At 56.0% G+C, this 24,973-nt stretch carries 21 protein-coding genes and 1 tRNA gene; 7 read left to right on the top strand and 15 right to left on the bottom strand.

Features of this window, described 5'->3' with window-relative positions; translation table 11 throughout:
- Positions 1-4: 4 nt before the first annotated feature.
- Both ENN68_04515 and ENN68_04510 read right to left on the bottom strand, forming a co-directional pair.
- Positions 5-808 (bottom strand): 4-hydroxy-tetrahydrodipicolinate reductase, encoded by an 804-nt coding sequence (locus ENN68_04515; protein ID HDS45345.1) that lies wholly within the window; start codon positions 806-808, stop codon positions 5-7.
- Between the two features lie 39 nt (positions 809-847).
- Complete coding sequence (locus tag ENN68_04510; protein HDS45344.1) at positions 848-1,945, bottom strand: TGS domain-containing protein; 1,098 nt, start codon at positions 1,943-1,945, stop codon at positions 848-850.
- Positions 1,946-2,026: 81 nt separating this feature from the next.
- On the opposite strand from ENN68_04510, the gene ENN68_04505 reads away from it, so the two are divergent.
- The gene (locus tag ENN68_04505; GenBank protein ID HDS45343.1) at positions 2,027-3,154 is read left to right on the top strand and encodes a hypothetical protein; all 1,128 of its coding nucleotides are present in this window, start codon (positions 2,027-2,029) and stop codon (positions 3,152-3,154) included.
- 58 nt (positions 3,155-3,212) lie between these two features.
- Here ENN68_04505 and ENN68_04500 read toward each other — a convergent pair whose 3' ends face one another.
- From ENN68_04500 to ENN68_04485, 4 genes are all read right to left on the bottom strand, one after another.
- Positions 3,213-4,214 carry a prenyltransferase gene (locus tag ENN68_04500; protein ID HDS45342.1) on the bottom strand — a complete coding sequence of 334 codons (1,002 nt, stop codon included), beginning with the start codon at positions 4,212-4,214 and terminating at the stop codon, positions 3,213-3,215.
- 217 nt (positions 4,215-4,431) lie between these two features.
- Positions 4,432-4,878 carry a response regulator gene (locus tag ENN68_04495; GenBank protein HDS45341.1) on the bottom strand — a complete coding sequence of 149 codons (447 nt, stop codon included), beginning with the start codon at positions 4,876-4,878 and terminating at the stop codon, positions 4,432-4,434.
- Positions 4,871-7,156: a PAS domain S-box protein gene (locus ENN68_04490; protein HDS45340.1), complete on the bottom strand. Its 2,286-nt coding sequence runs from the start codon at positions 7,154-7,156 to the stop codon at positions 4,871-4,873. The genes ENN68_04495 and ENN68_04490 overlap by 8 nt, the downstream gene beginning before the upstream one ends.
- A gap of 56 nt (positions 7,157-7,212) precedes the next feature.
- Positions 7,213-7,878 carry a DUF115 domain-containing protein gene (locus ENN68_04485; protein ID HDS45339.1) on the bottom strand — a complete coding sequence of 222 codons (666 nt, stop codon included), beginning with the start codon at positions 7,876-7,878 and terminating at the stop codon, positions 7,213-7,215.
- A 179-nt stretch (positions 7,879-8,057) separates the two neighbouring features.
- Between ENN68_04485 and ENN68_04480 the strand changes: the two genes are divergently transcribed.
- On the top strand, positions 8,058-9,488 hold the full coding sequence (locus ENN68_04480; protein ID HDS45338.1) for a potassium transporter TrkA: 1,431 nt from the start codon (positions 8,058-8,060) through the stop codon (positions 9,486-9,488).
- A 75-nt stretch (positions 9,489-9,563) separates the two neighbouring features.
- Here the strand turns inward: ENN68_04480 and ENN68_04475 are convergent, their stop codons facing one another.
- Positions 9,564-9,872, bottom strand: a complete 309-nt coding sequence (locus ENN68_04475; GenBank protein HDS45337.1) for a DUF424 family protein — start codon at positions 9,870-9,872, stop codon at positions 9,564-9,566.
- A gap of 82 nt (positions 9,873-9,954) precedes the next feature.
- Between ENN68_04475 and ENN68_04470 the strand changes: the two genes are divergently transcribed.
- The 3 genes from ENN68_04470 (at position 9,955) to ENN68_04460 (ending at position 11,763) form a co-directional block, all read left to right on the top strand.
- Positions 9,955-10,029: transfer RNA gene (locus ENN68_04470), tRNA-Ile, on the top strand.
- Positions 10,030-10,124: 95 nt separating this feature from the next.
- The gene (locus ENN68_04465) at positions 10,125-10,487 is read left to right on the top strand and encodes a DUF2102 domain-containing protein (protein HDS45336.1); all 363 of its coding nucleotides are present in this window, start codon (positions 10,125-10,127) and stop codon (positions 10,485-10,487) included.
- A 61-nt stretch (positions 10,488-10,548) separates the two neighbouring features.
- Entirely contained in the window at positions 10,549-11,763 is a 1,215-nt protein-coding gene (locus ENN68_04460) for a bifunctional 5,6,7,8-tetrahydromethanopterin hydro-lyase/3-hexulose-6-phosphate synthase (protein ID HDS45335.1), read from the top strand.
- A 490-nt stretch (positions 11,764-12,253) separates the two neighbouring features.
- On the opposite strand, the gene ENN68_04455 is transcribed toward ENN68_04460, so the two are convergent.
- Positions 12,254-12,898: a V-type ATP synthase subunit D gene (locus tag ENN68_04455; protein HDS45334.1), complete on the bottom strand. Its 645-nt coding sequence runs from the start codon at positions 12,896-12,898 to the stop codon at positions 12,254-12,256.
- A 118-nt stretch (positions 12,899-13,016) separates the two neighbouring features.
- On the bottom strand, positions 13,017-13,586 hold the full coding sequence (locus ENN68_04450; GenBank protein ID HDS45333.1) for a 50S ribosomal protein L6: 570 nt from the start codon (positions 13,584-13,586) through the stop codon (positions 13,017-13,019).
- A 111-nt stretch (positions 13,587-13,697) separates the two neighbouring features.
- Here ENN68_04450 and hisD point away from each other — a divergent pair, with 111 nt between their 5' ends.
- Positions 13,698-14,951 (top strand): histidinol dehydrogenase, encoded by a 1,254-nt coding sequence (gene hisD / locus ENN68_04445; GenBank protein HDS45332.1) that lies wholly within the window; start codon positions 13,698-13,700, stop codon positions 14,949-14,951.
- A 132-nt stretch (positions 14,952-15,083) separates the two neighbouring features.
- A complete protein-coding gene (locus tag ENN68_04440; protein HDS45331.1) occupies positions 15,084-16,220 on the top strand; it encodes a pyridoxal phosphate-dependent aminotransferase in 1,137 nt (378 codons plus the stop codon).
- A 180-nt stretch (positions 16,221-16,400) separates the two neighbouring features.
- On the opposite strand, the gene ENN68_04435 is transcribed toward ENN68_04440, so the two are convergent.
- From ENN68_04435 to ENN68_04410, 6 genes are all read right to left on the bottom strand, one after another.
- The gene (locus ENN68_04435) at positions 16,401-18,035 is read right to left on the bottom strand and encodes a peptidase S8 (GenBank protein ID HDS45330.1); all 1,635 of its coding nucleotides are present in this window, start codon (positions 18,033-18,035) and stop codon (positions 16,401-16,403) included.
- A 233-nt stretch (positions 18,036-18,268) separates the two neighbouring features.
- A complete protein-coding gene (locus ENN68_04430) occupies positions 18,269-19,243 on the bottom strand; it encodes a hypothetical protein (GenBank protein HDS45329.1) in 975 nt (324 codons plus the stop codon).
- Positions 19,244-19,283: 40 nt separating this feature from the next.
- A complete protein-coding gene (locus ENN68_04425; protein HDS45328.1) occupies positions 19,284-20,291 on the bottom strand; it encodes a hypothetical protein in 1,008 nt (335 codons plus the stop codon).
- A gap of 38 nt (positions 20,292-20,329) precedes the next feature.
- Entirely contained in the window at positions 20,330-21,589 is a 1,260-nt protein-coding gene (locus tag ENN68_04420) for a hypothetical protein (protein HDS45327.1), read from the bottom strand.
- Between the two features lie 32 nt (positions 21,590-21,621).
- Positions 21,622-23,130: a hypothetical protein gene (locus ENN68_04415; protein HDS45326.1), complete on the bottom strand. Its 1,509-nt coding sequence runs from the start codon at positions 23,128-23,130 to the stop codon at positions 21,622-21,624.
- Between the two features lie 602 nt (positions 23,131-23,732).
- Entirely contained in the window at positions 23,733-24,434 is a 702-nt protein-coding gene (locus ENN68_04410; GenBank protein HDS45325.1) for a hypothetical protein, read from the bottom strand.
- Between the last annotated feature and the right edge of the window lie 539 nt (positions 24,435-24,973).

Here is a 24,973-nt window from a genome sequence, read left to right as displayed (position 1 = left end):
CGGACTAAGCCAGTTCCAGCTCGTGCAGCATCTCAGCCATGGAAAAGATCCGGCACTCAGCCTTCTCGTGAATCCAGGCTATAGCCGTGAGCGCACCGTGTGCGAACGCATCGCGGCTCTGTGCACGGTGTGTTATCTCCAATCGCTCGCCGTTACCCGCATAGAGCACGGTATGCTCGCCGACGATCTCGCCCGCGCGTATCGCGTGTATACCGATCTCGTCCTGTGTTCGCTCGCCGGTCATGCCCTGCCGACCATACACAAACCTGCGATCAGCAGCGGGGAGATAGGCGGCCAGCAGTTCTGCGGCTTTCAATGCCGTGCCGCTCGGTGCATCCTTTTTGTGCGCATGATGCAACTCGATCACCTCCATATGGTACTGATAGGTGTGGAGCTGCCGGGCCGCCTCGGCAATGACGTTCCAGAAGACGTTGACGCCGATGGAGAAATTTGGTGAGATGATAGCGGGGACGTGACCGGTGATTGCGGTTTCCAGCTCCTTGAACTGCTCGGCTGAGAAGCCGGTCGTGCCAACCACGAGTTTGACGTTCTGCTGTGCCGCGATCTTCACGTTCTCAACCGCTGAGGCAGCGTTCGTGAAATCCACGAGCACCTGTGGTTTCGCCGCTTTGAGCAGGGTGCCCAGCTCGTCCGGACTCGCCACGCGGACGCCCGGTGCGAGCACCTCGCCAACGCCCTGGAGATCCACGCCCACAACCAGTTCCATATTCGCGTGCGCTAAGACGCCCTGAACGATATGCGAGCCCGTCCGGCCCTTTGCGCCTGCTACCGCTACCCGTATTGCCATGCATAACCATTGTTCGCTGTTGTTTAAAAGCGGTGGGCTTTATTTCCGCATCACGAGGGAGACCACATCGCCGTCTGCAAGCACGTGCGAGAGGCCGACGCGTTGGCCGCCGTGTTTCGCGGATGGCCCCCAGATGCGTGCGTAGCGGAACTTCTCCACGAACTCACGATGAATCGTCGCGCAGACGTCCGCGACGGTCGCATGCCGTTTAATGACCAGCGGGTTTTCCGTATCCGCCGTTCCACCCTGAGGTCTCATGTACACACGAATGAACTCGAGCGCGGCGTACATCCGTGCCCGTAGCAGTTCGAGGTTGGTACCCGCAGCAGCGGCGGTGACAATGGCCCCAGGAAACCGCTGGAGCAGCGTCGTGAGCTGCCCGCGGCTGAGCAGATCGCATTTATTGAGGACCGTGAGAGCGGGGATGTACCTCCGGTTCCCCAGCACGGCGTCAATGAGCTCATCGATGCTCATTCGTTCGCGTATGAGCACCTCCGCGTTGTGTACCTTGTACTCGGCCAGTACCGCCTTGATCAGTTGCTCACCGAACTCGAGCTCAACGGTGCTGTTCACGACGATTCCGCCTCGACTTACTTTGTGGATGGTAATCTCGGGCGGTCTCGCGTTCACCCGGACGCCGGCATCATAGAGCTCCTGTGTGAGCGTTTCGTACTGCTCGGGGTGCTGGACCTCCACGATGATGAGGATGAGGTCTGCGTTCCTGATCACCGAGAGCACCTCCCTGCCACGACCACGCCCGGATGCTGCGCCTGAGATGAGTCCGGGGACGTCAAGCACCTGTATGCGCGCGCCTTTATAAAGCAGCGTGCCGGGAATCACGTCGACCGTGGTGAAGTCATAGTCGGCGACTTCGGCAGAGGTGCCGGTAAGCTGGTTGAGGAGCGTGGATTTGCCGACCGAAGGAAAGCCCACCATGACCACTGTCGCATCGCCCGACTTCTTTATCCCGTAACCGTCACCTTTGTACGCCGATTTCGCAACAGCATGCCTCTGCCGCTCTTCTCTGAGCCGTGCGAGCTTCGCCTTGAGCCGCCCGATATGGTGCATGGTTGCCTTGTTATAAGCGGTCGTTCGAATCTCGTCCTCGATTGCTTTGATCTCCTCTTCGATGCTCATGGCTGTACCGTCCCGAAACACGGTGGAACGGGAGTTCTCAATTTCACCTAGTTATAGATAGATGAGCGTTGATATTGTTTTATTACGGTGAGAGTGGTAGTCCTGGGCTGCGGATTTGGCGGCGTGGAAGTGGCACGGACGCTCAGAAAGGAGACGAATGAGCTCGAACTCGTGATGGTAGACCGCAGCACGCGTTTTGATTATCAACCGGCATATCCAGAGCTCCTGAGCGGTAAAGTTACTCCGGAGGAGATATCAGCGGATCTGTCGACCTTTGCTGCGAAGATCGGCGCGAGCTTCCTGCATGCCGAAGTCCAGGAGATCAAGTTCCCTGCTCAAACGGTGACGCTTGGCTCGATACCCGCGGGTAAAGCGCAGGAAGTGCGGTACGATTTCCTCGTGCTCGCGCTTGGCGCGGAACAGACGTTTTTCGGCATTCCAGGCGCTGAGGAGTTCTCATACACCGTGGATACCATGGCCGCGGCAACGGAGACGAAGAGCGCGCTGGACCAGCGGGAGTATACGAACGCGCCGAATATCTTTGTCATCGGTGGCGGGCTCTCGGGCATCGAAGTGGCTGGCGAGCTGGTCGATTATCTCAAGGCCCGGGACGCGCATGCGCACATCTTCCTCGTCGAGATGATGCCGCGGCTATTGCCCGGGTTCCCGCGCGAGACGGTTAGTAACTACGTCAGCACATTCCTCAGGGCACGTGGCGTTGAGATCATGACGAATACCGCGGTGCAGGAGGTGGAGAAGAGGGAGATAACCTTCAGAGACGGGCGAAAGCTCCCGTATGAACTCATCATCTGGACAGCGGGCATCAAACCAAGCTGCCTCTGTGAGCAGCTCGATCTGCCCAAGCAGAAGGGATGGCTCAACGTAGATCGGTATCTCCGTATCGCTGGTATGGAGCGCGTTTTTGCCGTCGGCGATGCCGCGTGCTTCGAGGCTCACGGCCTTCGCTCCGGTCAGAACGTGGAGGAAGCGGAGGCGCAGGGGACGCGCGCAGCGAGGAATATCCTGCGCACACTGCGGGGAGCGCGATTACGGGCATATAAACCGAAGAACACGATACAGAATCCGCGCGCGATTATTTCGCTCGGTGACGGTAAAGCCGTCGTGTATTCCAACCGGTTCATGTTCACCACGCTCGGCTACCGGATCAAGAAGTTCATCGAACGGCACTACATGATGCGGTTCAGGTAGGTAGGGAAGTCACGGTTCTCCCAAGAATCCGTCACGCACGAGTACGTTTCTCCTTATACTATACTACCATTTTCCCGAGCCCGAGAATCAGCATGAGCGCCACGGGGATGAGAATCATGCCCGTGAAGGCGTTCCTCGTTAGCGCGCGCACATCTTGCTTCAGCTCCGCTCTACGCCGATTCTCGGCGAGACGCTGTTTGAATGACTGCAGTGCGATCAAGCTCTTTGCCGTAAAGAACATCGGGAGTGCCAGGAGCAGGAAGAGCAGTTTCGGGATGGCGGTATCAACGAGCAAGAAGATCGGGATAAAAGCGAGCCAGGAGCAGAGCGTCAGGGGGAGGTAGAGGTTCGCGGTCGCACGTTTGCCCATGCGGACCACGAGATTCCGGCGGTTGATCAGGCGGTCGCACTCATAGTCAGGAATCTCTCGGGTCAATTTCAGCTTGAAGACGTCGATCACCCAGGGTAACGCGACGATCGTTGGCAGTACGCTTGCCCGCGCTGCCTGGAGATAGTAGCCGCTGAAGACCGTCATCCAGCCGACGCCGAGGGTGATAGCGACCTCGCCCAGGCCGTGGTACGAGAACCGCGGTCCGCGTGAATAGGAGTAGGCAATGAAGATCCCGATCAGTCCGAGCGGTAACGTCAATGCTCCGGTCTGGTAATGGAACTGTAAGAGCACGCCGATCGGAATCGCAGCAAGGACGCAGAGTACCGCACCGAAATCCGCCTGCTCCGGTGTGATCAACCCTTTTGCTAACGCGTTGAAGCGCCCGCTGGTCGCGGTATTGTGTAGCGCGCTCGCGTCTTTGACGTGGGCTGGATCGCGACCTTTTCGCTTTACGTCGGCGTAGACGCTGCTCGCATTGAGCACGAAGCAGAATTCGGAGAGCAGAAAGACCGCGGCCAGAGAGAGCACAAACACCGGCGCGTTGAAACGGGCAGGATCCTCGAACCAGGCAACGACGGAGCCCAGCAGGAAGGGGAGCATCGAAGTGGTGAACTTCGGAAAGCCGGAGAGCTCAATCCAGCCAGAAAGCAGGTCTTTCGCGTTCGCCATCTCAGTACCGCGTCCTCTTTTCTCTTTCTTAGATTAGTGCTCGTGCTAAAAGAACTTCTCAAAAGTCAGTTCCGGTCGAGCCAGCAGATCGCCTCAGATACGGTGACGATGACCCTGAACGAACGGTCTGTTTCAGCCACTCCACGCGCCGATTCGATCCTGATCAGACAGCCCACCGCAGCGCTTGGTATGAGCCCGGAATCGTTCAGGCAGTCACTCACTCGGGCGGCAGTCGCACGATCGTGAGCCAGAAGTCCTCAATGGTCTTCACCACGTTGACGAACTGGTCGAAATCGACGGGTTTGGTGATGTAGCAGTTCGCGTGCTGGTTATACGTGCTCTTGATGTCCTCCTCAGCCCGTGAGGTGGTTAAAATAACGACCGGTATGCGTCTCAATTGGGGATCGCTCTTGATCTCTATGAGCACTTCACGACCGTCCTTCTTCGGCAAGTTCAGGTCGAGCAGGATGAGATCCGGGCGAGGCGCATCAGCATATTCGGCTTCACGACGCAGGAACGCCATCGCCTCAACACCGTCCTCCACGACCGAGAGATTGTTTAAGATCCGGCCCTCTTTGAGCCCCTCGCGCGTCAGCCGTATATCGCCCGGGTTATCCTCCACCAGAAGAATCTCAATCGGCTTTCCGATATGCTCATCACTCATCGGTACTTGCCCCTTCTTCTTTAATAGGTATGGAGAAATAAAAAGTCGTGCCCTTTCCCAGCTCTGAGTCTACCCAGATTCGGCCGCCGTGCCGTTCCACAATCCGCTTACAGATCGCCAAGCCGATGCCGGTACCCGGGTAGTCCCGCGCATTGTGCAGCCGCTGAAAGATACCGAAGATCTTTTCCGCATACTGTGGCTCGATCCCGATGCCATTGTCAGAGATCGAGAAGATCCACTCATTCTGCTCTTTTTCGACGGCGACGTGAATTCGAGGCGGCTCATCACCGCGGAATTTGATCGCGTTACTGATCAGGTTCTGAAAGAGCTGAGCAAGCTGGACTTCATCGGCCAGTACTGTTGGTAGCGGATCGTGCGTGATTTCCGCTTCGCTCTCTCCGATCGCCGTCTGCAGGTTCTTCAAGGTCAGGCCCAGAACCCGCTCAGCGTCCGTGGGTTCAAAGTGCTTGCCACGTGTTTGCACGCGCGAAAACGCCAAAAGATCGTTGATCAGTGCCTGCATCCGTTTCGCGCCATCAACGGCGTAGAAGATGAAGTCGTCGGCATCCGCATCGAGCCGCCCTTTATACCGCCGCTCGAGCAACTGGAGATAGCTCGAGATCATACGCAGGGGCTCCTGAAGATCGTGCGAGGCGACGTAAGCGAACTGTTGTAGCTCCGCATTGGATCGCTCGAGTTCAGCGGTGCGCGCTTCAACTAACTCTTCCAGATGCGCATGATACTTCCGCAGCTCCTCTTCCGCTTTCTTGCGCTCCGTGATATCCTGTAAGGTTTCCAATGCGCCGTAAATCGTCCCTTTAGCGTCTTTTAACGGCGCGGCCGTGAAGAAGAGCCACTTACCCGCGGCACCCAGGGTGGGGAAGAAATCTTCAGCCTCGTACGCGCCGTCGATTAACGGTGATTTCTTGCAGGTATCACCGTAAAGCGCCTTCACGTCACGCTCTGGCGCCCCATCTGCGATGAGATCAGCCAATACCGGCCGCTTCTCGGGATAAAAGGCGGTCCATTGCTTATCAGACCCTATGAGCTCGGACTTGCTGATACCCGTGAGTGCTTCAAGTGCCGCGTTCCAATGCGAGATTGTGTGCGTTTCGGTGATCACAAAGGTGGGAATGGAGGAGCCCTCAACGATATTCTTGAGCTTCTCCTCACCCTTCTTGCGCTCTGTGATGTCTTCAACCACGTTAACGATATAGTGTGGCCGTTCATTCGAATAGGGAAAGAACCCCGCGCGTATAACGACATCCCGCACAGAGCCGTCTTTACGGACAAACCGGTTCTCGAATTCCACGTGCTCGGTACCCGCGAGCAGCTCCTGGAAATAGCGCTGGCTCTTCGCTCTATCCTCGGGATGGGTAATGTCTGTGAAGGTCATAGTGCGCAGCTCATCGACCGAATACCCGAGGAGGTCGAGGTACGCCTTGTTTAACCTCTGGAAATGGCCGTCACGATCGGCCGTCCCGATACCGACCGATGCATTTTCCAGGGTAAAACGCAGGCGCGCTTCACTCTCGCGAAGGGCGTCTTCCGCCTGCTTACGTTGTGTGACGTCATCATAAACCGCTACCAGTTCGCCCGAGGGCAATTTATAGACGTAGTTCTCCCGCCATCCCACGATCCGTTCGTCCCGGTAAAGCGCGAGGGGATGCTGCTCGGGCCTGCCGGTCTGAAAGACACGCTGGAATACCGCGAAGAGGCCGAAGTCTTTCACGCCCGGGAAGACCTCGGTTACCCGTTTACCCAGTAGCGCGTCCTTCGTAATACCCTCTATTCGCTCGCCCGCTTTGTTCATGTCCTTGAAGATGAAATCCTCGCCCTGGTTCATCGCCTCATAGATCGCGACGCCACTGCTCATGTTATTGAAGAGCTCCCGAAACCGCTCCTCGCTCTCCAGCAAGGTAGCTTCGGTCTGTTTACGGCGCTGCTGCTCGACCCGTGCTCGTTCGCTCACGAGACCGACGACGTAGGCCACGAGGAGAAAGATAAGCACGCGGGCGAATTCGTTCACGGAGAGCGGTATGACCGAGAGATACGTCACGATAAGGTGAATGGCGCCAAGCGCGAGCGCGACGTAGACCGCGCGTTTCGGGAACCAGATGCCGGTCAACAGTATCGGGAGGTAGAAGAGGTGCGTATAAATAACCGCGATGCCGAGGACAAAGCCAGCAGAAACGGCCAGGAGAACGCAGATAATGAGCGAAACGAACACAATAGCTTTTCTTATCAGCGTCACGCGATCAGCACGATTCCATCCCATCGTACGCTCCTACAGTATTAATGGCGGGCGATTCTTTAAATAAGAGTCCCTGAGCACTACCGAATAGCGCTGATTAACCGTTTCGCCCACTGCAACTTCTTGCGCTTGCGTTCCGTGACCGAGGGATCCTCGAAGTCGAAGCCAATGAGCTCGATGCTCCGTGCACCGCACGCCTGTGCGAGAAATACACACCGATCGCCGTCAGTCAACCCGCCAAAATTGAAGACCGTCGGCAGCGGCTCGCTCTGCGTCGTGCAGAGCAGATTCTCGTTTAGAACCGGTATGACCTTCTTCAGAAGCGGGATATTATCGCCATGAGCATGGACCACCACGATCGTTCCGAGTCGGTTTGCGGCGATGATGTCCGCAATCGTTCCGTCAAGGTCGGTACAGACGATATCGGGCAAGAGACCCGCATGGATGAGCACCGAGGTTGCCCCATCTGCCGCGATCACGACTATATCAGTAGAACCAAACGCGCGCTCTAACTCCTGGGCCCGCATCTCCAGATCGTGCGCCAGGCAGGGCGCATTACCGCAGACAAAAGCGCGTCGGTCCCGGATACGCGTTTCTATCGCTGCTTTAACGGGTTCCGCCGCCCAACCCTGTTTAGCTGCGAGCAGCTCTGCGGCTATTCGCGCTGCTTCCTCATCTTTCGCACGATCAAAGCCAAAATCTCGTAAGATCGCCGCATACAGCGGTTCCCAGTCACGGTACCTCATTGCTGCACCCATCCGTGTAAAAGAGAAAAACTAATCACGGTAAAAAATCTTTGTTAGTAGCGAGAGAGATAAGGGCAGGGATACCGGGTGAGATTACGATGTCCACCGAAAAAGCGAAAGCCGAGCATAAAGCAAAGGCCAAGTCAACCGCGACGACGAGCAAGGCGAAAGGTCAACCGGTGCGGCTGATCCTTGGCTGTGGACGTATCGGCTATGCAATCGCGAAGGAGCTGGAAGATCGCGGGGAAGAAGTGCTGATTATTGATATCGATGAGAAGCGCGTGGACTTTCTCACTGATGAAGATTTCACGGCGTTCGTTGGTGACATCGGAGACCCCAAGGTGCTCAAGAAGCTGCTGAAAGAGATCGAGCCTGAGAAGGTCTTCATCATGAGCAATAGCAGCGAAGGGAACAAGAAAGCAGTCCGGAACCTTAAAGATGCTTTACCTGATGCGCATATGATTGTACGAGCAGTAGATCCGGGTGATAAGGATGAGTTGCCGGGTCTGGGCGTTGATCTGGTCTTATCCATACCTGATCTCACCGCGCGTGCGGTGCTCGACGAGCTGCGGAAGGCCGATTTAGCGCGAACGGTGCGGGGATTGGTGGGTGTTATGGGCGCGTTAAAAGCACACGAGGATGCGCGTTTGGCGATTGTTGTCCATGACAGCCCGGACCCCGATGCGATCGCCTCGGCACTTGCACTGAAGCATATTGCGCGTCACGAGGGTGTAGCTGCGGATATCATGTATCGCGGAGAGATCGGGCACCACGTTAATCGCGCCTTTGTGAATATTCTGGGTATCGAGATGAAGCGTATCGCGCAGCCCGAGGATCTCCAGGTGTACCCGAAGCGGGCACTGGTCGATGCCCGTCTACCCGGCGTCAATAATCCGATTCCCGCTGAGGGCGGCGTGGACATCATCATTGACCATCACGCGGCGAATAACGAGGCGAAGATCAAGGCGGATTTTGTCGATGTTCGACCTGACAGAGGCGCGACCTCCACGATCTTGACGGAATACCTGCGGGTGCTGGATATCCCGGTTGATAAGATTTTGGCGACCGCGCTCTTGCACGGAATACGAACTGATACCAGCGGATTTAAGCGCGAGACGCATCCCGCGGACTTCTCAGCCGCGGCGTTCCTGCACGTGAAGGCGGATAAAGAGCTCCTGGACCAAATAGAGGCACCACCGATGTCCACCGAGATGCTCAACGTCGTTGGCGATGCGATCTTGAACAAGAAGATAAGGGGGAGCTATTTGATCACCAACGTCGGGTCGGTGGTCAATCGCGATTCCATACCCATGGCCGCCGATTATCTGCTCAATCTGGAAGGAATCGCCACGGTTATTGTCATCGGGCTCTACGAGGAGACGATCGTCGTCTCCGGCCGGAGCAAGGACGTGCGGGTGAATATCGGCGATGCGTTCGCGCGCGCCTTTGCGGAGATCGGTTCCGCGGGCGGTCACGCCTCGATGGCTGCGGCACAGATCCCACTCGGCATTTTCAGTGGGCTTAAGGACAAGAATACGATCATGCAGCTCGTTGAGGATGCGGTTTCGAAGCGTTTCCTCTCCGTGATGAAGGCAGACACGAGCGAATAACCACGTGAGTTCGTCTGTCTCTTCAGCCAGGCACTAGCTAGCTAGCTCAGCTTAGCAGCTTAGCTTAGCTTCGACTCAGAGCTTCAGCATCTGGGCATGCGGGACGCCATCAACGACCAGTATGCTCGTCTCCTCGATGAACTTATGGTCCAGGGCGCATTGTACCGCTCGCCGGCCCACCAAATTCGCGATGGTCGCCTGCTGGAGCGAGCGAATCAAATCCTCCTCGGTCGCTTCCACGCCCTTATAGAATCGCTCCGAAACGGTAAGGCGCAGTTTTCCGTCTTCAAAACGCCGCCCCACCAGGTCCTGGTCACAGACCGCAACCAGCACCTCGGACCCCGAAAGGTATTCCTTGATATACAGGTTCGTGCGCTCGCTCATCGCTTTAAAGATAGGCCGCTGAAAGATAAAAGTTATAAAAGGCACGAGCGTATAACATCTTAGAAAGGTCGAGAAGCGGCAGGGGCTCGTAGCTTAGCATGGTTGGAGCGCCCGGCTGATAACCGGGAGGTCCGGAGTTCAAATCTCCGCGGGCCCATCACGAACCGTTTGGAAGAAGTTAGATCGGACGGAAGAGCAACCCGGGGCGGCTTTTTAATAAAAAAATAGAAACGAAAAAGAAGGAAACGTGAAATGGGTGTCGAGACGCGGGTCATTTTGATCTCACCGGATTCTGAGATAACGCCAGCACAGGTGAAGAGCAGGATCCTCGCGCTGCTCAGTGAGGCGCCGAAGCTAACCGCAGCGGGAATTAGAGTGAAAGAGACGTGCTTTGGCGTATTTGTGGAAGGCGAGCGCGAGAACCTGCGCACGATCGTGGAGGAGGTCCGGAAGATGGATCCGAACGGTATCTTCTCGAAGCCGCGTGGCTTCCCGATCGGTGACTCCCGGATCTGCAGATCGACGCGAAAAGGCGGGCCACGCCCAGGATTCCACCAGTTAGAGCTGGAATACCAGCTCCTGCCGAAGGTGCGGCGGGCACTGGACAAGAAATAAATAAATAAATAAATAAAGCAGATGCCGCTCATAGTAAGGAGTGAATGTGAGGTAGATCACGATGTTTGTGGGTGAAGCCTTGATAGGCGAAGGAGCTGAAGTTGCGCACATCGATCTGATGATCGGCGATAAATTTGGGCCCGTGGGGATCGCGTTTACCAATGCACTCAGTCAGATGTCAGCGGGGCACACGCCGCTCTTTGCCGTGATACGACCCAATCTGCCGGTCAAGCCGTCGACGGTAGTCGTGCCCAAGGTCACGGTGCGGAACCTGAAGGAGGCACAGAAGATCTTTGGGCCCGCACAGAGCGCGATCGCGAAAGCGGTGGCCGATTCCGTGGAGGAGGGTGTCATTCCGGAAGAGAAGGTCGAGGACTACGTGGTGATCGTCAGCGTCTTCATGCACCCGCACGCGTCCGATTACAATAAGATCTACCGGTACAATTACGGCGCGACAAAGTTGGCGCTAAAGCGTGCGATGGAAGGTTTCCCGGACATCAAGAAGGTGCTGTATGAGAAAGATCGCTCGCGGCATCCTTCGATCGGTATGAAAGTGACGAAACTGTGGGACCCGCCGTATCTGCAGGTCGCGCTCGACATCCCGAAATGGGAGCACATGGAACGGGTAGTTCGTGAGTTGCCGCTGAACGATCACTTAATAATAGAGGCGGGCACGCCGCTGATCAAGCGCTACGGCGTGGATATTGTGGAGAAGATCAAGGCGATTAAGCCAGATACGTTTGTGGTCGCGGATTTGAAGACGCTGGACACCGGCAATCTGGAGACACGCATGGTCGCGGATGCCGGTGCGGACGCCGTGGTGATCTCGGGCCTGGCACCACTCAGAACGATCGAGAAGGCGATCGAGGAGGCGCGGAAGACCGGGATCTACGCCTCGATCGATATGCTGAATGTACGGAACGTGCTGGATGTGCTGAATGACCTAAGCGTCAGCGGATTTATACCGGACATTGTGGAGCTGCACCGTGCGATCGATGTGGAAGAGCTGGAACGGCACGCGTGGGGCAACATCGAGGAGATCAAGCAAGTGGACAGCAAGGGCAAGATGCTGGTCGCCGTTGCCGGCGGCGTGCGCGAGGAGTCGGTGGAATACGCGCTCAGAGCGGGTGCGGACATCCTGATCGTTGGCCGGGGAATAACGAACGCGAGCGATGTAGAAGGCGCTGCACGGCGGTACTTGCGATTGGCACGACTCTCTGAGAAAGGGGAGACGCTGGGCGAGATCGATCAGTACCGGGTAATGACCGACTTCTGAGGCCGGCGGGAACCAAAAGCCGAGAAGCGGACACAAGAATAGAGCCATACTATCGCGCTGAACTTTGAATGAAAACCGATCTCATAGCTAGAGCTAGGGACGCGAGAAGCGCAGTAACTGAACGAAGTCTTCATCTAAAAGCCCATAATGCGTAATAACTATCACTTGCCGATGATCGGGAATGGTTAGAGTCACGGGAAAGTTACGTGAAATCAGGGATAAAAGAGAATTGAGCATAATCAGAACTTGATGGAGGTATAGACTCTGGCCTGATGTGGGTGTCGCCACAGTAGTCGCGGTACTTACTTAAGAGAGGCGAGAGAAAGGTTATCGGCTGGGAGGCTATTTGGCTTAGCACATTGATTATGATGAGAGAGAGGATTCACAAGAATGGTGGCGATGTATCGAAGATGCTTATGAGCGCCTTGTAAAATATAGTGGTGATGACTTCACAGTTTCCCGAGATATCTTATCTACCGAGGGATCTGGTTCAGCCTTTCTGCTCCAGCATTGATTTGATCTTCTTCAAGCGCGTAAAATTCTCACGCTCCATCTCCGCCAGGCGCATCTGGATGTACTTCCGGGTGCCTCGCAGCCGGGGGATCATGACATATTCAAGCGCGTTGACACGCCGTTTGGTCTTCTCCACTTCGCCCGCGAGATTGCGGACCGCTTCCTCCAGCTCTGCGAGCTTGAGGAGCCTCTCCAGGGCCTCTTCGAAGGCGCGTGCGCTGGTGTCCACTGCGGCCGAAGTGTCTGTGAAGCCGTACCCGCGATCCGCAGCGTTCCGCGTTAATGTGCCCGGCAATTCGATGATCGGAACAGCCACACCCATAATGCTGCGGTACGAGAAATCGAACGCGATCTCCTGCGAGGTCATCAAGGACAACTGACGCACTTCATCCACGCCCAATCGCGCCTGTGCGAGGATGAGGTTGGTGAACGCTTCCCGTAACTTCGCCTCCGCTTCCTTCCGCTCGCTGCGCACCTCGCAGACCACGCTCAGGAATTCGGCAATGAGCGCGTCGCGCTTCTCGCGCAGCAGATCATGCCCCTTCTCCGCTAACTTCTCTCGTCGCCGCAGAGACAGCAGCGCCATCCGCGTGGGGCTTACCCCTTCGATTATGTCTGGCATACGCCTTCACCTAGGATATTATACCAGCAGCTATTAGTAGTTACTTTCCCTTCTTTCATCCTGGTGGATACGGACTGACTGACGTGCGAGGCTGCGCTCTGCGGGAGGTAAAGAGACCCTAGGTGCCCATACCGATGCCCTTCTCCAGCAGATAAATACCGTCCTGGAAGACGCGTGGATCGTATCCCCGTATCTTGGTCTTCTGCTCGATGTTGGCCGCGGTCTGCCCCACCGCCTCCTTATTCATGCCCGAGACGAGGATCTCCTTGCCACGCAGCTCCACGGTAACGCCCGATACGATCTTCGCCATTCGCGGCTTTCGCTCACCGAGGAAGTTGGCGATCGAGACGGCGTTGCCCTCTTTGGTAAGGGCGATCTGCATAGGGAAGTGAGCATGGACGACCGCCAATTTATAGAAGAAACCCTCCGTCACACCGGTGATCATATTCTTGATATGGGAGACAAAGGTACCAGCAACGGCGCGTAGTTTCTTCCGCCCCGTGTCGCTCGTGACAACGACCTGCTCGGCGCCGTCCTTGTGCTCCACCTGAATATGCACGCCGGGGTGCCACAGCTCGCGCTCCAGTGCACCTTTCGGCCCCTGAACCGTGATCGTCTTGCCGGTAAGGGTAACCGTTACCCCGTCAGGAATAGCCACGTCTAAGCTGATGTTTTCGTCCTTCTCCATCGTTTCGGTCATCTTTAAGTATCACCGCGCTCTTTTTTGTTTAACGTAGAATAGGGTAGAATAGAACCGGCGAGTATAAAAATTTTGGACTGCGTTTGGTGCGTGGGGTACATGATACGAAAGATAGTCGAGGTTCGGGAGGCAGAAGAGCTATTCAGCAGCCGCACACTTGACCTCGCGGCCGTGATGCCGCTCGCAGAGGAGATCTTCAGGGCCGTGAAGCAGCGAGGTGATGCGGCACTGCGGGCCTATACCGAGCAGTTCGATCAAGTCACTCTGATAAAGCTCGCGGTAACGGAGGAAGAGCTTGCGGCGGCGCGAACGAAGGTAACAGAAAAGATGCTGTCGTGCATCGAAGCGGCCGCGGAGGCGATCTGGCAGTTTCATTATCGGCAGAAGCGGAAGTCGTGGCTGGAGGAATTCACCGAGGGGATCTACCTCGGTGAGCAGTTCGTGCCCTTTGACATAGTGGGCGCGTACGTGCCGGGCTCTTATTTCAGCAGCGCGCTGATGTGCGTGATCCCTGCGAAGATCGCGGGTGTTCGTGAGATAGTGGTCTGCACGCCGCCGCTGAAGGATGGCACCGTTGACCCGCACACGCTGGTCGCTGCTGATCTCGCCGGTGCGACACTGATCTGTAAGGTCGGTGGTGCGCAAGCGATTGCCGCGCTCGCCTTCGGCACGGAGACCGTTCCGCGGGTGCAAAAGATCGTGGGCCCGGGGAACGTGTACGTAACGGCGGCGAAGATGGCGGCACGCGCAGCGGGTGTCGAGATCGATTTCCCGGCCGGGCCTTCCGAAGTGCTCATCATCGGCGATGAAACGGCGAATCCCGCGTTCATTGCTGCGGATATGCGGGCACAGGCGGAGCACGGCGCGAAATCGCAGGCCGTGCTGCTGACCACCTCGCGCGAATTAGCTCGAGCGGTTGAGCGCGAACTTACCGCAGCCGATCCGGTCCGTGGAACGGCACAGCACTGGCTACTCGTGGGCGAGAGCCTTGACGAATGCTTTGCGTTCGCCAACGAGTATGCGCCCGAGCACCTCGAGTTAGTGGTGCGCGAGCCGATGGCTGCTCTGAAACGGATCAAGCATGCAGGCTCGGTCTTCATCGGGAATTATGCGCCGGTCGCCGCAGGCGATTATGCAACGGGCGCGAACCATGTGCTCCCTACCGCGGGCTATCCGGCGCTCTTCTCAGGGCTTGATGTTGACCACTTCATGCACCGGATGACGCTACAGTGGCTCGATAAGGACGGGTTAGCGCGTATAAAAGAGGTCGTGGTGCAGTCGTGCAGAGCGGAGGGTATGGAGCGGCATGCGCAATCGGTCGAGAAGCGGTTCTCGGACGAGGCCGCAGATTGAATTGAATGACCTGAACGCTTTGTCTGGCTTTACCGGGTTCCGTGATCGAATGGCGGCGAGAAAGTATAACTTGATGTAAGTTAAACCTGATAGACAAACGCCGCTCGCTGCGGCGTGCTGTGAGTAAGGAAGATGGTATCAAAACGAGTGAGTGGGATCACCGAGTCGGCGACCATCAGGATGGGGCAGATCGCGGAGCAGTTACGAGTAGAGGGTAAGAGCGTGCTGAACTTTACGCTCGGTGAGCCGGACTTCATCACGCCGGCGCATATCTGCGCCGCGGCGAAGGATGCTATGGACCGCGGCTACACGCACTACACGAGTAGCGCGGGCATTCCCGAGCTGCGTGAGGAGATCGCGCAGAAGATACGAGCGGAGAACAGGATAGAGGCGCAGGCGGAGAACGTAATCGTGACGCCGGGAGGAAAGCAGGCGATCTACGAGGTGATGACGAGCCTTCTGGACGAGGGCGATGAGGTGCTCTTGCTCGACCCGTTCTGGGTGAGTTTTGAGGCCGCGGTCAGACTCGCTGGCGGGCAGCCACGCTGGGTATCACGCTTGCAGCAGGAATTAACGTACGAAGCCCTGGAGGTTGCGAGCTCGGCGCGGACGAAGCTGATCGTTATTAACAGCCCGAACAATCCCGCCGGCTATGTGCTCAGCGATCAGGAGTTGAGAACCGTGGCGGACTTCGCCCGTGAGCATGATGTGCTGGTGCTCTCCGACGAGATCTACGAGAAGATCATATATGGCCGCAGACATACGAGCATCGGCTCCCTGGAAGGCATGCATGAGCGCACGATCATGATCAACGGGTTCTCGAAGACCTATGCGATGACCGGCTGGCGCATCGGGTATGCCGTGGCGCCCCGATGGTTACTGCGGGAGATGGTGAAGGTGCAGCAGCACACGGTGAGCTGTGCCGCGTCCATTTCACAGTATGCCGCGCTGGCTGCGCTCCAAAGTTCTCAGGCCTGCGTTACTGAGATGGCTGGAGAATTCAGACGGCGGAGAGACGTGATCGTCAAGCGGCTCAACGAGATCGGGCTGCGGTGCGTGAATCCCGAAGGTGCCTTTTACGCCTTCGTCGGCACTCCGGATCACAGCGACGATGTCCAATTCACCGAGCGGCTGCTCACCGAGGCGTATATCGTGGTAACGCCCGGCTCGGCGTTTGGTGATGTAGGCCGGGGATACGTGCGGTTCTCATTTGCCGCCTCGATGGCGAAGATCGTGGAGGCGATGGATCGGCTCGCGAATATCCTCTGAGCGTGCGCTTACTCACAGGTAACCAGGAGAATCAATCAATCCCTAATTAAGCCCTCGTCCGCCCGCCATCAGTTGGTTCTGAGTCACGCCTTGATGGCCACGATCGTGAAAGCGGTGGAATGCTTGGCAAGGTTAGCTAGCGCCCCTGGTCGCATGCCGACGCTGGTAACCGCGCTGAGCTTAATGCAAGAGCCGGATGGCCGGGATCCGATCATGATGAACCCAGCCATTGTGATCGGTAAAGGCGGTGCAGGTAATCGTGCCGACGGGCGTGGTCAGCGATGCGGTATGGTGTATTTGCGGGTACGAAGCAGTCTCGATGGTGTAGTTATAGGTCTTACCGGCCTCGAGGAGGAAGACCTGGTCAAAGGGGATCGTCTGCCAATCACCCGGGTAGCCGGTCCAGGCGGCAGTAACGTTGAGCGAGTCATTCCAAATTCGCGCGTTGATGGTACGTCCGCCGGTACCCGGGCAGGGATAAGTAGAGAGTTTTGAGACGTCAAGGTCATAGAACGGCGTGATGGTCCCGGTATGGATGCCGGATATGCTGGGGTACGGCACCTCGGGGCGCATCGTGTCGAAGTTAAGATTGAGCAGTAGCGCGTTCAGAGCATTGACCTTTCCATAGCCGAAATACATATCGAAGCCCGGTGCGCCAAGATCGTCCGCCGTTTGTGTTAGAATAGTCCGCACCTGCTGGTTGGTGAGCGAAGGATACTGCGACCACAGGAGTGCTGCCACACCGGCGACGTGCGGAGTGGCCATTGAGGTACCCGCGACGGAGGCGTAACCGCCGTAAAGTGAGGTTGAAAGGATGCTCACGCCCGGTGCGACCAGCTCTAATTCTGGGCCCCAGGTACCCCGTCTCTGGTCGGTTTGATCGATGCTGCCAACCGCGATCACAGACTCATAGGCGGCCGGATACAGGACACCCTCGACCATCTGATTCCCAGCAGCAGCGACGAGCAAGCAGCCGTTATCCCACGCGTAACGGCACGCATCTTCCTCCACCTGCGCGTTCTCGTCACCGCCGAGGCTCAAACTAATAATGGTCGCGCCGTGACCCACGGCATGGACAATGGCCAGCGCCACATCCCATTCGGTACCCCGACCCGTATGGTCAAGCACCTTCTCGGCCATGAGGTTTACCTGCGCGATGCCCGCGATCCCTTTGCCGTTGTCGATCACGGCCGCCGCGATGCCGGCGCACTGGGTGCCGTGACCAAAGTCGTCCCTGGGATCAGGGTCATGGTTCACCCAATCGTAGCCACCCGGGAGGTAATTCGCACTGAGGTCTTCATGCGTATAATCGATACCCGAATCGATAATGGCAATAGTGACGGTTTTATTGCCGCGCTCATAGTCCCATGCCTGATCCACCTTGATGCTCGGCAGAGCCCACTGGTCCGGGAAATAGAGGTCATTGGGTGTGTAGAGCGCGCGCACAGGCTTATTGGGCTCGAGATAGCGCACGATCTCCTCGCGCGCTCCGCGCGTTAGCACGCGTTTCTGCACGGCTGAGTCAGGCCGCACGAGGATACAGTTCAAAGCGTCATTACGGTCAAGGATCGTATACCCGTAGGTGGCCGCGAACGCATCCTGATCTGCGGTTGTTGCATCACCCGTAAAGCCGATGATCAGCTCGCCGGTATCGGTCGTCAGTACCGGATTTATGGACGTCAATGCCAGCGGCAAGGCCGGGAGACTGAGCAGTAGCAGCAGCAGGAGCGTTAGTACACGCTTTTCGGTCGCTGTGAGCGATATACGACGCCTCCGGCCATTCTTCATTCTCCTGGATCTCCGATTCCCGGGCATAATAGCGCGCTCAAGTCCTTCTCCTCCCACGTAACGAGTGGCCCGCCAGCCTCACCACCCGCGCTCGCTCAGGTGAAGCGGCTCAAGCACCTATCCTGCTGATTACAACAGGGAATACAGATAAAAAAGAGAGAGAGAAAGGGAATAAAAAAAAAGTCCCTCTCTACTTCCGTTCACGTTTTCTGTTTGTTCTTTCAGGTTAGTGCGCTTTGTATCTAGCTGATTGTGTCCGGTTACTGTTTCCGCCTCAGGATCACGAACGCGATCGCCAGCAGGCCACCGATGGCCAGGAGTGCCTCGAAACCGGGCTCTTCAGGTGTCGGTGTCGCCGGTACTGGTGTTGGTGCTGGTGTTGGTACCGGCGTTGGTACCGGTGTTGGTACCGGCGTTGCTGGGGCTGGTGTTGGTGTTGCTGGGGCTGGTGTTGGCGTTGCTGCAGCGCCCGGGTAGTCGGTTGGATCAAAGGGGTCAGTACCCGCTAAGATCTCTTCGATATCCGTGAAGCCATCACCGTCCGAATCAACTGGGCCGCCACCGCCGCCACGCAGAATTGCTGGTGTTACTGTTGGTGCTGGTGTTGGGGTCGGTGTTGGTGTTGGTTCTGGTGTTGGGGTCGGTGTCGGGGTTGGTTCTGGTGTTGGGGTCGGTGTCGGGGTTGGGGTCGGTGTCGGGCCTACGCCAACCGTCACTGTTCCATCGTTCAAAACAATACCGGGTATCACCGCAAAAGACCCGTCCAGAAGCTGCAGGTTCGTTATGTCCAGATCATACGTTCCATCCGCTGCACCCGCATCGACCGTCATGGTAATCGTGACGTATACTCCATCTGGCGTTGGCGGTGTGACAAATCCTAAACGCGCAAGCGCCACTGACACCGTTCCCGCCGTATTATTAAAACAGGTTGCCAATGGGGGGACCGCGTTAGGAGTAGCACCGAGCAGATCCCCGGCAGCAACACTGACAACCTGCAGGACCGTCGGATCAAAGGCGAAGTCGAACTGTGAGCCTTGGATTCCATAGTCATCGGTTTCGACATAGATATCGATCACGAAGGTATCACCCGGATTAACCGTCTGCGCAGCTGGCGATACACTCGCGGTCGGCGCTGGATCTGCTAAAGCGGGTAGTGCCACGGTGCAGAGCATTATCGAAAGCACTAATACAGACACTGCTAGTTTGGTTCTTATTCCTTTTATATATCTTCCCATTTCTCTTTTTCACCTCCTAATAAGCATTTTATATTGCGCATCACCAATATACCTCAAGCCAATGTGCTGATAATATCGTTAGATCTATGAAGTTCACTATCCCGTCCGCATTGATATCGTACGCAGGATATGGTGGTGTTGTTGTCTCAAGCCAGTGTGCGGATAATATCGTTAGATCTATGAAGTTTACCGTACCGTCCGCGTTAAGGTCCCACGGAGTCTCCGACGATGTCACGAAATAACTATGGCTTGGTGTGGAATTCCAGTTGTCTGAGGTATCATTCATGTACCATTTGTACGTATGCTGGCCAACAGCCAACCCCGTGAACTGGTACGAGAATACTGAGTCGGGGTAGGCGTAAGCGGTATAGTTAGCACCATCGAATTCAAGCAACACGGTATCTATCGCCACATTGTCTTGAACGGTGATGTTGAAGGTGTAGTTTTGGTCAGGATCGTGTCTCGCTGGAGATAGTGGCCACACGATGATATTCGAGTAGGTTGGCGGTAGGTCATCTTGAATCGTGACCGTAACAGTGCCGTTGTTGATGACAATCCCAAGTATCGTCGCAAAGTTCTCATCCGAAAGCTGCAGATTGGTTATGTCCAGAGCATACGTCCCTTCCGGGGCATCCGCAGTAACGGTTAGTGTTATCGTTGCAAATGTCCCGTCTGGCGTTGGTGGCGTGGTCATTCCAATACGCCCAAGCGCCATTTCAACCGTGCCGTTCACATTATCGATAAATGGACCGATTGTGTTGAACACCGTGCCGAACAAATCACCAGCCGCAACGCTGTCAACCTGCATGGCACTCGCATCAAATCCGATGATGAACTGCCCGCCTGAGACGCCGTTATTATCGGTATTAACGAAGATCTCGATCGTGAAGGATTCCCCGGGACCAACCGTCTGTGCCGCCGGAGATACACTCGCGCCTGGCTCAGGATCTGCTAAAGCGGGTAGTGACACGGTGCAGAGTATCATCGAAAGCAGTAAAACTGCTACTGCTAGCTTGGATCTAATTCCCCACATATTATCTTTTCCCATTTCTTTGGTTTATTCACCTCGGCTCTATTCTATATACCTCACCAATAGGTCTCACCCATATGCGCGGAGAGAATTGCTAGATCGATGTAATTCACCGTCCCGTCCCTGTTGAGATCGTACCGGGGGTAGGGTTCTGTAGTTACCTCATCCCAGTGAGCTGATAAGATGGTCATGTCTATAAAGTCGACCGTCCCGTCAGCATTGATATCCCACGGGTAGGTCACGGTTACCCAGTGGGTCGCACTCGTGCCCGTGTAATTCCCATCACCAGGATACGACGCGGTTACGTTATGCGGGCCCAAATCAAGCGTGGTCACGTTTTCGAGCTCGACTGAGCCCATCTCCGTCCCGACGGCTATACCATCCACAGAGAGCGTCAGGATATCCGGAATGCTCAGCGTTGCACTCAGGTTCACCGGTTCGCCCGGGTCTATCACGAGATCGCCCTCTACGCCGTTGAGTAACAGCGTGACCGTGGTTGCTGCCTGGTTGATGATATACCCGAGATTAGGCGTGGAATTCCAGTTGTCTGACGTATCGTTCATGTACCAGCGGTAGGTATAGGTGCCTGCAGCCAGATCGGTTAGCTGGTACGAATAGACGTCGCCAACGTTCGTAAGGTTCGTGTGGTTAACACCCTCGAATTGGAACACCACGGTCTCGACGGCCACGTTGTCCAGGACCGTGATGGAAAAGGTATAGTTTTGACCCGGCACGTAGACGGTTGGGCTGGCGGGTACGGTGATAATCGTGGAGTACGTAGGTGGCATTTCGTCTGCAATGGTAACAGCTCCGTCATTGATGGCTATCCCTGTTATCTCCACAAAGGTCTCATCTGCAAGCCGCAGATTCGTGATGTCCAGCGCATACGTCCCTTCCGGGGCATCCTCGTTGACGGTTAGTGTTATCGTTGCAAAGGTCCCGGTCGGCGTTGGCGGCGTGGTAAAGCCCTTACGCGCGAGCGCCAATGAGACGGTACCGGCCACATTATCGAGGTCCAGACCCGCCGGGGTGGGATTCGCGCCGAACAAATTACCGGCAGTAACACTGTCGACCTGCATGGCAGTTGCATCAAATGCGAAGTCGAGTTGACCCGCGGATAGCCCTTCTCCATCAGGGGCAACAACAATAGTAATGGAGAAGGTATCTCCGGGACCAACGCTCTGTGAAGCGGGTGAAACACTGGCGATTGGCGATGGGTTTGCTAACACGGGAATCGTTGTTGCACCGAGTAGCATCGCTAGTACAACTATAGCCCCAACTACAGGGAGCCCTATTTGTGGTATACGTAGCCTCATTCCGTTCCTGCCCTCGCCTGCCTTATACCTGCCTAACAAGTCGACTCGCCCCAGTGCGCTGATAAGATCGCCAGATCTATGAAGTTCACCACGCCGTCCTCATTGATATCGTACCGTGGATATGGTGCGGTGGTTGTCTCACCCCAGTGCGCTGAAAGTATTGCCAGATCTATGAAGTTCACGATACAATCTTCGTTGATGTCCCATCTTGGTATTCCTGCGGCGAAGTTCGCCATGATCGTATAGTTATCGTCCATCGTGATCGTTGTCGTTGCCGCGTTTACGTCCGCTATGGTGCCCACGTCGCCCGTCCAGTTCACGAACACATAGCCGGAATCCGGGGTCGCCACCAGGTCCGCAACATCACCCTCGATGTAATAGAAATCACCTTCTCCGGGCTCTGTTACGTTTCCACCTGAAGTGCTCGATGTCGTTAGTTTAACGCCAGTAACCAGGAATATAAAGGCCGCTTCAATCTCGTAGTTACCGTTCATCACGATCGTTGTCGACGCCGCTTTCACGTTCGCCACCGTGCCCACGTCACCCGTCCACTCATAGAAGTACACGCCCACATCGGGCGTTGCCACCAGGTTCACTACCGTGCCCTCGTCGTACGTGAACGTACCTTCTCCAGGCGTGGTGACGCTGCCACCGAACGTGCTCGTGATCGTCAGATCGTATTGTGGTGTCGGTGTTGGTGTCGGGGTTGGAGTTGGTGTTGGTGTTGGTGTTGGTGTTGGTACGGGTGGCTCACTCGCCGTGGTGAATGAATAGGTATCAGTGGCCATCGCATTCCCGGCAGCATCAGAAGCATCGATACTGACGGTGACGGTCGCGCTATAGGCGAAATCCACGGGCGGATTGTACGTCACGGCAAAATTGTTCGTTCCGGGGCTGGGCACAATGCTCAATGGTGATACTGGATTGCCGTTTACGCGCATCACAATGGTGCTGGGATCGACCTCGAAGTTGTCCTTGACATGCACGACGATATTCGACGTTATCGGCACATTCGTAGCGCCCTTTGCGGGATAATGGTTAGCAGTATAGGGTGGTACCCCATCTACCTTCGTCACCAAATCGCCGGTGATAACACCCGTTTCAGGCTCTACACAACCAAAGACCAACGTTTTATAGGTACCTGAGAAGGTCACCGTCGCCTGGGTCGCGGGGCTCGCTTGCACGCCATAGCTTATTACAGACTCGTTGCGGAACCACACCTGGAGCGTTCGCGTTGCGGGATCATAATTAACCCAATCCGGAGCTCCACCGGTGTAACTCCCGGCAATATACTGGAAGCCAACCGGCAGCACTTCCTGGATCAAACCAGTATCGAGCACGAATCCTGACTGTGTGAGAGTAACCGTAAAGGTTTGATTCGGAGTGATGTACGTAGGGAGAGACCTGGTCACCGTCGCCACCGTGCTGGGCGCCGCGCCGATCGGCGTAATCGCTAGCGTTGCTGTGACAATGGATAGTACTACTATCGCCGCTGACAGCAAACCAACCATTTTTTTATGCTCGCTTCTCTTTCCGTTCATTTTTTCTTCTTATCCTCACTCTACCGTTCCTTTTTTTACCTCCCTTTTTTGGTATGCATGTAACCGAGAGATCACACGCTAAAGGTTTAGTACTCCGTGGGTATATAAATAAGTTTCGATTTATTAGCCTGCCATGCGGTTCGTGCTTGGCGGTTACAGACCGCTCACACCACCACCGAGCGATGACGACACTTCCTCAGCATGACTGAACGCGCACGTTGGTTACTGACACGAACGAGCATACCGGTAGCCCTGAATCGGCTTTGCCATTTCTGGCCGGATAGCCCTGCTCGGTGCCCGCCGGTAACTTCCTTGGTCGAGTCCACGATACGCGCATAGATACTCGGCAGCATGGCCCGCCGGTGCCCGCCGCGGGTGTATCGTGGCGCGATACGCAGGTGGGGGGGGGCGACTCGCGTGCGGCATCCGGTAACTGTCCCTGATAGCTCCCGATTCAACCAACGGTCTGAGCAGCCGGGGATACACGTGCTCGTGCCGGGCTCTGGATCTGCGGGCACGCCGGGATAGCCCCGAACACGGGGCACTTGCTATCCCGTATACGTCGCCGGATACCGTTTCTGCCCTTAGTTATACCTGACTGACTAACACGGCGACTCGCCCCAGTGCGCTGATAAGATGGTCAGATCTATGTAGTTCACCGTTCCGTCCGCATTGATATCGTACCGTGGATATGGTGCTATGGTCGTCTCACCCCAGTGCGCGGACAATATTGCCAGATCTATGTAGTTCACGGCACAATCTTCGTTGATGTCCCATCGGGGGATGTCTGGCGTTGGTGTTGGCGTTGGCGTTGGTGTTGGCGTTGGTGATACTATTACCGTCACCGTCGTTTTACCGGTAACAGTACCTTCTTTGACCTCCCAGTCAGACCCCGTATATCTAAATGTTCCGCTAAACACTGCAGTTTGTGTGTATGAGCTCGCTTGCACCTTGTAGCTTATTACTGACTCTTCTTGGAAGCCGACCCTCAATGTGCGCGTTGCGGGATCGTAGGTAACAACCCAATCCGCAGCTCCACCGGTGTAACTCCCGTTAACGTACTGGAAGCCGACCGGCAGGACTTCATAGACGATACCTACATCGAGCGGAAATCCGGACTGCGTCAAGGTGACCGTGAACTGGCTAGTGGGCGCAACATAATCTGGAAGATTCCGGGTCACCGAGACCGCATCCGCCCCGCCGACGGTCGTTATTCCCATCACCGCGGTAATGAAAGACAGTACTACTATCGCCGTTGAGATCAACCCAACCGTTTTTATATGCTCGTTTCTTTTCCCATTCATATTTTTTTCTTCTTATCCTCCCTCACTCAACCGAGTGAATGACGTGACTCTGTGCAGAGCGAGCAGCATCGAGAATATAAGGATAGATAGCCCCGCCCCCACCAACCTACCCGGGCGAACGCCATTGACAGCATACGTTACGTTACGCATTCCGTTCCCTTATACCTACCTAACACGTCGACTCGCCCCAATGCGCCGATAAGATGGTCAGATCTATGTAGTTCACCGTTCCATCTGCATTGATATCGTAGCGTGGATATGGTGCTATGGTCGTCTCACCCCAGTGCGCGGATAATATGGTCAGATCTATGTAGTTCACGGTGCAATCTTCGTTGATGTCCCATCGGGGGATGTCTGGCGTTGGTGTTGGCGTCGGGGTTGGCGTTGGGCTTGGGCTTGGTTCGGTGGATACTGTTCGCGCCGTGCCGTTCACCCAGGCCGGGTTCACATTGCCCGTGAAATCGACGGTCTTCGTGCCCACCCGGTACTCCGTGTCCGGCACCAGGCTCGCGGCCATATACCAGTTCGCCGTCACGTTC

The sequence above is a fragment of the Methanomicrobia archaeon genome (genome assembly GCA_011049045.1).
GTDB lineage: Archaea > Halobacteriota > Syntropharchaeia > Alkanophagales > Methanospirareceae > JACGMN01.
Note: the sequence above shows the minus strand (reverse complement) of the source record. Positions and strands in the feature narration are given on the sequence as shown.